This window comes from Methylophilus rhizosphaerae (assembly GCF_900100975.1).
GTDB lineage: Bacteria > Pseudomonadota > Gammaproteobacteria > Burkholderiales > Methylophilaceae > Methylophilus > Methylophilus rhizosphaerae.
Genome location: NZ_FNFX01000002.1, coordinates 299,312 through 310,204, shown reverse-complemented (window position 1 = coordinate 310,204; position 10,893 = coordinate 299,312). Strand labels below are relative to the sequence as shown.

The following is a 10,893-nucleotide window of genomic DNA, read 5'->3' as shown; positions in this document are numbered from 1 at the left end:
GTCTTTGATCAAATCAAATATGTTTTACCAATTGGCTGGCTTTGCCAGTGTAAGTTGCGGGGGTAAGTGCCAGCAGGGCTTCTTTGGCTTCTGCCGGAATTTGCAAAGTGGCAATAAACGCATGCAGAGACTGCTGGTTGATGCCGCCCTTGCCGCGGGTGAGTTCTTTCAACTGTTCGTACGGGTTTTCAATGCCATAACGGCGCATCACGGTCTGGATAGGTTCGGCCAGGACTTCCCAGCTATTATCCAGGTCTTCGTTCAAACGTTGCGGATTCACTTCCAGTTTATTCAGGCCACGCAGGCAGGCGTCGTAACCAAGCAGGGTATAGCCCAGCGCCACGCCCATATTACGCAATACCGTGGAGTCGGTCAGGTCACGCTGCCAGCGGGAGACAGGCAGTTTTTCTGCCAGGTGGCGCAGGATGGCATTGGCCAGGCCCAGGTTGCCTTCGGAGTTTTCGAAGTCAATCGGGTTGACCTTGTGCGGCATGGTAGAGGAACCGATTTCACCGGCTTTCACCTTCTGCTTGAAGTAACCCACCGAGATGTAGCCCCAGATATCCCTGTTCAGGTCAATCAGGATGGTATTGATACGTGCCAGTGTGTCATAAAGTTCAGCCATATAGTCATGCGGCTCGATCTGGATGGTCATCGGGTTATAGCTCAGGCCCAGCGACTCGACGAAGCGTTCGGCAAAGCTCTCCCAGTCAAACCCGGGATAGGCAGACAAGTGGGCATTGAAGTTACCCACGGCACCGTTAATTTTGCCCAGGATTTCATTGGCTTGCAGTTGCTTCAGCTGGCGCTGCAGGCGGTAGACCACATTGGCCAGCTCTTTGCCCATGGTGGTCGGGCTGGCAGTCTGGCCATGTGTGCGTGACAGCATGGGTTGGTCAGCCAGGGCATGTGCCAGCTCGGTCAGGCGGGCAATGACCCTTTGCAGTTCGGGCAGCATGACCGCATCGCGCGCGGATTTCAGCATCAGCGCGTGCGACAGGTTATTAATATCTTCCGAAGTACAGGCAAAATGGATGAATTCGCTGGCTTTCTTGATTTCGGGATTACCGTCAAATTTTTCCTTGAGCCAGTATTCCAGGGCTTTCACATCATGATTGGTACGTGCTTCAATGGCTTTGACCTGCACCGCATCGGTCTCACTAAACACCTCGATGGCTACATCCAGCTCATGGATGGTTTCTGCGCTGAACGGGGCGATTTCAGCCAGTTCAGGCGCTGCACTTAGGGCTTTCAGCCAGGCGACTTCTACCAGCGCACGGTGTTTGATCAGGGCATATTCGCTGAAGAATGGGCGCAATGGGTCAAGTTTGGCCTGGTAACGGCCATCCAGGGGGGAAAGTGCATTGAGGGTGGTCAGAGACATCATGAATATAAAGCGGTTGATTCGAAAGCCGACATTTTACCCAATCCATCCCTACTTGTCTTTGTTGAATTCCTAGTGGTGAATTCCGTTGCCAGGTGGGCTAGATATTGCTTGCTGTCAGGCGTTAGTCTTTTTAAGATGACTGAATTTGCCGGAGAAACCCGTTTTGTTTATCAATTTATGCTGGATAAGCGCATGACATAATCGCGCACTGGAACCTAATTTCACATGAGACGCTACGTTTCTTCTTCTCTGACCCGAATTGCAGCCAGCTTGTGCCTGGCGCTGTGTGTGCTATGGACGCACACCCTGGCCGACGATTATGTGCTGGCCATGCTGGAAAAAGTGAGGCAGCGCTATGGCGAAGAGGCTTACCAGAATGTGATGCGCCTGAACGAGTTGTATAGCCAGTTGAGCGGTACCAGTGAAATGACCAAGATCGGCATGATCAATGACTTCGTCAACCAGCATGTCATGTTTGTCGATGATATCAATATATGGGGAAAGGAAGATTACTGGGCGACTCCACTGGAGACGTTCGGTAAAGGGGCAGGTGACTGCGAAGACTTCAGTATTGCCAAATATACCTTGCTCAAGAAACTCGGTATCTTGCAAGATAAGTTACGCATGACCTATGTCCGCGCCCGCATGTCCAGTGGCACCCTGCGTGCGCACATGGTGGTGGCCTACTATGCCACACCGAACAGCGATCCGCTGATCCTGGATAACCTGAATTTCCAGATATTGCCGGCTTCCAGGCGCAGCGACCTGTTTCCTGTCTTCAGCTTTAATGAACAAGGCCTGTTTGTGGCCAATAACCCCAACCAGCGTGCCGGATCACCCAATAACATTTCAAAATGGCGGGATGTGTTGACGCGGATGCGACAGGATGGGCTGGAATAAATGAAAACCTGGGATAAGACCTTAGGTTATATATGGTTAATAGGGTGCGTTAATGCTAGGCTTATGCCGGAGCCTGCAATAACGCCGGGTTGCAAGTGATTTACCCAAGAAAAAAGAGGGCTTGGACATGTCATTAATAAAACAAATACGCATTGCGATTTCTGTCATCATCCTGATGGTGGCAGCTGGTTGCCTGTTCCTGGGCGTGTATGATGACCATCGTTTCATGGCCGAGCAGATGCAGAAAAAAAATAATGACAACGCCAACGGCCTGGCTATCACGCTTTCCAATATCCAGAAAGACAATGTCACGGTTGAACTGATTGTCAGTGCCCAGTTTGATATGGGTAATTACCGCCGCATCGCGATCGTCTCGCCTGAAAACAAAACCATGATAGAGCGGGTTAACCGCAATCCGCATTCGGTGGCGCCAAAATGGTTCCAGTCCCTTTTCTCCATCAGCATTCACCCCGGTGTGGCCAATATCCAGTCCGGCTGGCAGCAATATGGTACCTTGATCCTGGAAAGCGAACCGTCGCTGGCCTATGACCAGCTATGGGAAACCTCGCGCCATGCCGTGCTGTGGACACTGATTGTGGCCTTGATGAGCTATGTGGTTTCCGGTGTCTGGCTGAAACGCATCCTGAAACCGCTAGAGGATGTGATCGGTCAGGCAGAGGCCCTGGGTGAACGCAAATACATCACGATTAAGGAGCCAAAAACCGAAGAGTTCCGCAAGCTGGTGCGCACCATGAACATCTTGTCCGATCGCGTGAAATCCATGGTGACGGCAGAGTCCGAGCGCCTCAATGTCCTGAACCTGCAAATCAACTATGATGAAGTCACCGGCCTGATGAATCAGGCGCATTTCAGCAATACGGTAGCAGTCGCGCTGAAAGATGACAGCTTCGTAGAAGGCATGCTGATACTGGTGCAGTTGCGCAACCTGTCCGAAATCGACAAGCAGTTGGGATATAGTGTGACCAATCAGTTAATCAAGAAAGTCGGTGATGCCATCAGGCAGCAGGCGGAACATTATGCCGATGTAGTATCTGGCAGGATGTCAGGTGGCATGTTTGGCATTTTCAGTCGCCAGCCGCTGAATGATTTTGCTGTCGCAGCAGAATTCAAGTTGGTGCTGGAAAAACTGAATGCAGCGCAACAGCTGATGCAATTCCAATTTGTGGTTGCGCATACCAAAACCAAAAAAGGCGATGATTTTGCCGATATTCACCGCGTAATGCAGTTTATCCTGGATCTGTCCAGTGACCAGGCTGTGGTGCCCATGCGTGTCATGAACGCCAACAGCATTCTCACTTCCAGGAAAAACTACCTTGGCCAGTGGAAGGAGCAGTTTCTGCAGGCTATTGAACACAAGAATATCAAGTTGGCGCGCTATCCGGTGATGCAGAGAGAACAGCAACTCTTACATTATGAATGTCCGTTGCGCCTGCATATTGATGAAGGTGACCAGTGGCTGGCGGCCGGGGCCTTTATCGACTGGGCCAGTCAGCTCGATATGATCAAGACACTGGATGGCCTGGCGCTGGATTGTGCCGTGGATATGTTGCATAAGAGCGATGATAGCCTGAGTGTCAATGTGTCGGCGGCAGCCATGCGCAGTGATGAGTACCGGGCCAAGATACAAAATTTGATGCAGACCATCCAGCAACCGGCGAGATTAAGTTTTGAAGTTTCGGAAGAGGCAGCATTCAGTGACTTTTTGCAGTTCAGGGAATTTGTATACCTGGTGAAATCGCTGGGATGCATGGTCGGCATGGAACATGTGGCAACGCGAATGGCACAACTGGGCGACTTGCATGAACTGGGGCTGGATTTTGTCAAGTTTGATGCTTCGCTGATTCGGGATATTCATCTGCGTCCGCAGCAGCAATCACTGTTACGCGGCTTGTGCATGATGGTACGTACCATGGGCATTATGCCGATTGCAGAAGGCGTGCGGGACCAGAAGGAGCTGGACAGTTTGAACGCGGTGGGTATAGAAGCCGTGACCGGGCCATTTGTGCAGGAAAATCTGCAATTCGGTACACTCTAAGGCTGCCAATCCCTGTAATTCGCCGGGTTTATGCCATATACTCGGCGTTTTGACCGGTATTGCAATTGAGTACAATACTCATCTACCTCTGAAGTATTTGAGCCGTTGATAAGGATAATAACAAGCCAAAGCCATGGAAACGACGCAATATTTTAACCCCACTGACAAAGACACTTTACTTGAGTGCCTGCTTTACCTCTGCCGGCATCACCGGTTGGCGACCACCCGTGATGCCCTCACTGCCGGCCTGCCGCTCGAAGACGGCAAGCTGAATCCCGAACTGTTCAAGCGTTCGGCTGAACGTTTGCGCTTCGACGTCACGGTACAGCAAAACGCCATTCCTGCCCTGATTCAGTCACAGGGTGATGTGATCTTGCTATTGAACAATCACCGCGCCTGCCAGTTGCTGAAAGTGGATGACAGCCTGCATTTTGCACAAGTGATTTTCCCGGACATTTCACCGGAACCTGTCACCATCAGCCTGGCTGACCTCGTGGCGGAATATACCGGTTATGCGTTGGTGGCCAAACAGAACTTCATCTTCGATGCACGGACACCGGAAGTGGGGCGCGTTAAAGTCCGGCACTGGTTCTGGGGCACCCTGGCCGAAAACAAGGGCATCTACCGTGATGTGATGGTAGCTGCCTTCCTGATCAATATATTTGCCCTGGCCATGCCACTGTTCACCATGAACGTGTATGACCGCGTGGTGCCGAACAAGGCGGTGGAAACCTTGTGGGTGCTTGGCATTGGCGTGGCGCTAATTGTATGCGGTGACTTGCTGTTGCGCTCCATGCGTGCTTATTTCCTCGATTGGGCCAGCGCGCGTATTGATGTCAAACTTAGTTCCAAGATCATGGAAAAGGTACTCGGCACCCGCTACGAAGCCAAACCGACTTCCGTGGGGTCGTTCGCCTCCAACCTGCGCTCATTCGAAAGCGTGCGCGATTTTATTACTTCCGCCACGGTGGTGACGCTGATTGATTTACCTTTTGGTATTATTTTCCTGATAGTGATCGCCTGGATTAACCCGGTCATGGTATTGCCTGCCTTTGTCGGGGGGGCCATCGTGCTGGTTTACTCCTTAAGCGTGCAGACCAAAATGCACGACTTATCCGAAACCATGTACCGCGCCAGTGCCCAGCGTAACGCTACACTGATTGAAAGCCTGGTCGGGCTGGAAACCGTCAAATCCATGGGTATCGAAGGGCAGATGCAGGGCAAGTGGGAGAAAAGCGCCTTGTTCCTGTCCGAAGTCGGCAGCAAGCTGAAATTATTGTCTTCTTCGATCACCAACGGCTCTTATGCCCTGCAGCAGATTATCAGCGTTTCCATCATTATTCTGGGCGTATACCTGATCTCGAATGGTGACCTGACCATGGGTGGATTGATTGCATGTTCGCAATTGACCAGCCGTGCGCTGGCGCCGATTTCGCAAGTCGCCAACCTGTTTACGCAATATCATTCTGCTGCAACCTCGCTGAAATCGCTGGAAGCGATTATGGAAAAACCGGTGGAACGCAGCAAGGAGGCCGGTTTCCTGTCCAGGCCAGCATTCCGGGGCGAGATCGAGTTTAAAAACGTATCGTTCAAATACCCGGGTTCGGATGAACTGGCCTTGAACCGTGTTTCTTTCAGGATCCTGCCTGGCGAGCATGTAGGCCTGATTGGCCGCATGGGTTCAGGTAAGACCACTATTAACAAACTGATTCTGGGCCTCTACCAGCCAACGGAAGGTGCCATCCTGATTGATGGCATAGACGCGCGCCAGATTGACCCGGCCGAGCTGCGCCGCAGCATCGGCTATGTGCAACAGGACAACCACCTGTTTTATGGCACCTTGCGGGACAATATTACCTTGCGCCATTCGCATGCCGATGACCAGTCGGTGCTGCATGCGGCACAGGTGGGCGGCATCGCCGATTTCGTGAATACGCATCCCAAAGGTTTCGACCTGGAAGTAGGGGAGCGTGGCGAGACCTTGTCCGGCGGGCAGCGCCAGGGCGTGGGCATTGCACGTGCTTTCGTTACCCATCCGCAAATCGTATTGCTGGATGAGCCTACCAGTGCCATGGACCATTCGGGTGAAGAGACGGTCAAGCGCAATATTGCAACTGCCACCGCAGACAAGACGTTGCTCGTGATCAGCCACCGCAACGCCATGCTGGAACTCGCTGAGCGCTTGATTGTGATTGATGCCGGGCAGATTGTGGCCGATGGTAATAAAGAAGACGTGACTGCCGCGTTACGCTCGGGCAAAGTGGGTAAGGCAAGGTAAGCATCATGACAAAAAAAATATTTGATACCTATGGCGGTGTGACCAGAAACGACAGTATCTGGGTGCGCCTGGGCAAACCGGTGCATGCCCTGGTCGACAGGATTGTTAAAACAGAGACAGCAGAAAACCGTTCCTGGCCGGAGCAGGCGCATGACGTGATGGTAGAAGATCACATGCTGCATGCCAAACTCATCATGTACGCTATCCTGCTGATCCTGGTGGCGCTGCTGGTATGGGCCAACCTGGCTGAAGTGGATGAAGTGACGCGTGGCGAAGGCCGCGTGATTCCTTCCCGCCAGATACAGGTGGTGCAATCACTGGATGGCGGTATCGTGACCGATATCATGGTGCATCTGGGTGATACCGTGAAACGCGGCCAGCCGTTGATCAAGATCGATGAAACCCGGGCGATTTCCTCGTTAAAGGAAAACGAAAGCCAGTATCTATCACTGCGGGCCAAAGAGGCGCGTTTAAAGGCGCTGGCCAACGGCGTAAGCTTCAATCCGCCTGCCGAGGTGCAGCAGAAAGCACCGGATATGTACTACCAGGAATTGCAGTTGTTCAACGCGGCACGCGATGAATTGAATTCACAGGTGAATATCGCCAGGGATCAACTGTCACAGCGTGAGCGTGAACTGTCTGAAGCAGAGTTCAAAAAAGACGTTGCCATTAAAACATACGATTCTTCCAGTAAAGAACTGGCGGCTAACCGGCCTTTGCTCAATAGCGGTGCGGTGTCGGAAATCGAGATCCTGCGACTGGAACGCGACGCCAACCGGGCCAAAGGAGATATTGACCAGACTTCTGCCCAGATTGGCCGCCTGCAGGCTGCGATTTCAGAAGCACGACGCAAGGTGGCTGAAGCTCAGCAATCCTTCCTGAGTAAGGTGAGGACGGATTTAAACGAAACCACAGCCAAAATTAACAGTTTGACCCAGTCCAGCCTGGCGCTGTCTGACAAGGTGAAACAGTCCACGCTGCTGTCGCCTGTGAACGGTAAAGTGAGCAAACTTTACTACAATACCGTCGGCGGCGTCATCCAGCCCGGCAAGGAAGTGATGGAAGTGGTGCCTTCGGATGATACGCTGGTGATTGAAACCAAGGTACAGACCAAGGATATTGCCTTTATCCGGCCCCAGCAGCCTGCCGTCGTCAAATTGACCGCCTATGACTACAGTATTTATGGCAGCATGGACGGCCTGGTGGAAGATATTGCTGCCGATTCCACCATAGACGATAAAGGAAATGCGTTTTATGTCGTTAAGGTAAGAACAATAAAGAATAATCTTGGCAAAAACTTGCCGATTATTCCTGGTATGGTGGCACAGGTGGACATCCTGACCGGTAAAAAAACAGTGATGTCCTATTTACTGAAGCCTGTGCTGAAGGCTAAATCGTATGCATTAACCGAGCGTTGATCATGATGAAACATATTTTTATTACGTCATTAAAGCAACCTGTAGAAGCCTGGCTGAAAGCATTTCCCAAACTGGTCACCAGTACAGAGGTCGCATCTGCAGATCTGGCCGGGGCAACCGTAGTGTGGGTGCATGCACAACTTGAAAGTGGTCAGCAATGGCGTAGCCAGGTGCAACGCGTGTTGTCCTTGATTCCTTCTGCCAAAGTGATCGTGCTGTCTAATAACCCCGAACAGCCTGAAGCCATGCAGGCGCTGGAGCTGGGCGTGGTAGGTTATCTGCACGCCTATGCGCATCACCAGGTGCTGAAAGAGGTTTATAGCGTGGTGTCGCATGGTGGTGTCTGGCTGGGGCGCGACCTGCTCAAACACCTGATTACCATGACCACACGTGGCACACACCAGGCCAGTCTCCAGGATGACATCCTGGAAGGATTGACCAAACGTGAACGTGAAGTTGCGCTGGAAGCGGCCAAAGGTGACAGCAATAAGGAAATTGCTCGTAGCCTGTCCATTTCAGAACGTACCGTCAAGGCGCACCTGACCTCGGTATTCGATACGCTAAAAGTGCGGGATCGCCTGCACCTGGCACTGGTATTGCAAGGGCAATCCTCGCAGGGGCATTTCGGCCAAGAGGATACGCTTCAGTCTTTCAATAAACCGCACCTGAACTCCTGACGTAAAAAACACTCTTAATTTTCTGGAAAAAAACAGTGAGTACAGCGTTTTTGTAAGGTTTTTTGGTGTAAAAAAACATTTTTTGACATTTTTCCCTAAAAATGGAGATTAATTCCCATTTAATAGGGCTGGCTAGGTTGTGCCTTGACAATACTGTGGTTATACTGGTTCCCGGATGAATCATTAATAACTTGTATAAGAGTCTGCACATGAAAATAAAAAAAATCGCTTCGGCGCTGTTAGTAATGGGGATGTTTTCTCACTCGCCTGTGTCACTGGCAGCCAGCCCTGAGACACTGGAGAAAATGGTTGAGAAGGCCGTGTCTGAGAACCCGGAGGTTCAGGCACGCTTTCATGCGTTCAAAGGCGCGGAGTTCGATGAGTCTGCTGCCAAGGGCCGGTATCTGCCGAATGTCACGGTAGACCAGACCTTCCGTAACCAGGAGCGTCTTAGCCCGAACATCAACAACACCCAAACCCCCAATCAGCAGTCTACCTTAACATTGCGACAAATGATTTTTGATGGCCTGGCAACGCCATCAGAAGTAGCCCGCCTGGATCATGTGGCTAAATCCCGTTTCTACGAATTGCAAGGGCAAATGCAAGGCATCGCCCTGGATACTGCAACTGCCTATTTCGACCTGTTGCGCTATCGCCGCCTGGTGACTTATGCGCAAGACAACTTTGTCGTGCACAAGCAAATCCATGAAAAAATCAAATCCCGTGTCGAGGCCGGTGTAGGCAAGAAAGTTGACCTTGAGCAGGCGACAGGTCGTCTGGCCCTGGCAGAAGCCAACCTGCTGACCGAAACCAGCAATCTGTTTGACGTGACTGCCCGCTTCCAGCGCCTGGTAGGTGAGTTGCCACCTGACAATGTGGTGGAAGTGCAGATGACTGGCGACGGCCTGGCTGGCAGTGCGGATAAAGTGCTGGATGATGCTTACAAGCAAAACCCTAACATCCTGGCAGCGATTGAAAATATCATTGCTACCGAAAACTCCGTTTCTGGCAGAAAAGCGCCATTCATGCCTCGCCTGGATCTGACCGGGCGCAAAATCATTGATGTGAATGATGCTTCCAGAAACAGCACCCTGGCTGCAGATACACTGGAAGTGACAGCCAGCTGGAACCTGTTCAATGGCTTTACCGACAAATCCAACCTGGATTCTGCGGCCCAAGACCTGAACCGTTCACATGACCTGCGGGATAAAGCGTGTATTGATACACGTCAGTTAGTGGCCATTGCCTACAACGATATCAGGCAGTTGAGCGAGCAGGTTGCTTACCGCAAACAGCACCAGGACTCCATTGAGAATGCACGCCTGGCTTATCGCAAGCAATATGATATCGGTCAGCGTACCTTGCTGGACTTGTTGGATACCGAGAACGAATATTTCCAGTCCCGCCGCAATTATACCAGTGCGGAAATGGACCTGAGTACTGCTTACGCCAGAGTCTACGCCGGTCAAGGGTTGCTGTTGCGCAAACTGGGCGTCACACGTACTGATGTGGGTGAATATCCACGTGAAGAATACATGGATCGCGAGACTATTTGTAAAGCCGTTGTGCCTGACCAGCTGGTACCGGACAAGGCAGCTTTGCTGGCAAATGCCAAGCCATGGGAAGGCGAAGCCTTCAAGCCAAAAGCGCCAGAAAAAGCGACCATGAAATTTACGCCACGTATCCTGTTCCAGGCAGACAGTGCGATTATCCTGCCAGAGTCTTATGCTGACCTGGATATCGTGTATGACGTGGTTAAAGAGTGGGGCAACGATAGAATTGAAATCGCTGGCCATACCGATAAACGTAAAACCTCAAAAGAGAAGTACAATCAGGTGCTCTCCGAGAAGCGCGCTAAAGCAGTGGCAGATTACCTGACCAAAAAAGGCCTGGATGCCAACCGGTTTGTGGTTAAAGGCTACGGCTTCTCCCAGCCAATTGCTGAAAACGATCCTATCAATGGTAACGACGCCAACCGTCGCGTTGAGGTGATCCGCTATCAGCAAACAGCTGAATAATTAAAATTGCTTGCCCTGCTTTATTGCAGGGCTGTCAAATCAGAGCGGAGCTGGAAACAGCTTCGCTTTTTTGTTGTGCTTCTTAGTGGCTTCCCCTGTCATTACGGGGTTTCATCTACTGCCTACTGCCGTTCAGCCCGCAGCACAGATATTGTACTT

The 10,893-nt window shown here is 51.5% G+C and carries 7 protein-coding genes; 6 read left to right on the top strand and 1 reads right to left on the bottom strand.

Annotated features, from left to right (window positions below; genetic code table 11):
- Positions 1-13 precede the first annotated feature (13 nt).
- The gene (purB, locus tag BLP53_RS05220; protein ID WP_176755228.1) at positions 14-1,384 is read right to left on the bottom strand and encodes an adenylosuccinate lyase; all 1,371 of its coding nucleotides are present in this window, start codon (positions 1,382-1,384) and stop codon (positions 14-16) included.
- A gap of 228 nt (positions 1,385-1,612) precedes the next feature.
- Between purB and BLP53_RS05215 the strand changes: the two genes are divergently transcribed.
- The 6 genes from BLP53_RS05215 (at position 1,613) to BLP53_RS05190 (ending at position 10,734) form a co-directional block, all read left to right on the top strand.
- Positions 1,613-2,287 (top strand): transglutaminase-like cysteine peptidase, encoded by a 675-nt coding sequence (locus BLP53_RS05215; protein WP_091471079.1) that lies wholly within the window; start codon positions 1,613-1,615, stop codon positions 2,285-2,287.
- 127 nt (positions 2,288-2,414) lie between these two features.
- Complete coding sequence (locus tag BLP53_RS05210) at positions 2,415-4,343, top strand: bifunctional diguanylate cyclase/phosphodiesterase (RefSeq protein ID WP_091471076.1); 1,929 nt, start codon at positions 2,415-2,417, stop codon at positions 4,341-4,343.
- Positions 4,344-4,476: 133 nt separating this feature from the next.
- The gene (locus BLP53_RS05205; RefSeq protein WP_091471073.1) at positions 4,477-6,621 is read left to right on the top strand and encodes a type I secretion system permease/ATPase; all 2,145 of its coding nucleotides are present in this window, start codon (positions 4,477-4,479) and stop codon (positions 6,619-6,621) included.
- Positions 6,622-6,626: 5 nt separating this feature from the next.
- Positions 6,627-8,039 carry an HlyD family type I secretion periplasmic adaptor subunit gene (locus BLP53_RS05200; RefSeq protein WP_091471070.1) on the top strand — a complete coding sequence of 471 codons (1,413 nt, stop codon included), beginning with the start codon at positions 6,627-6,629 and terminating at the stop codon, positions 8,037-8,039.
- A 2-nt stretch (positions 8,040-8,041) separates the two neighbouring features.
- Positions 8,042-8,716: a LuxR family transcriptional regulator gene (locus BLP53_RS05195; RefSeq protein ID WP_245652645.1), complete on the top strand. Its 675-nt coding sequence runs from the start codon at positions 8,042-8,044 to the stop codon at positions 8,714-8,716.
- Positions 8,717-8,925: 209 nt separating this feature from the next.
- On the top strand, positions 8,926-10,734 hold the full coding sequence (locus tag BLP53_RS05190; RefSeq protein WP_091471067.1) for a TolC family outer membrane protein: 1,809 nt from the start codon (positions 8,926-8,928) through the stop codon (positions 10,732-10,734).
- Positions 10,735-10,893 lie beyond the last annotated feature (159 nt).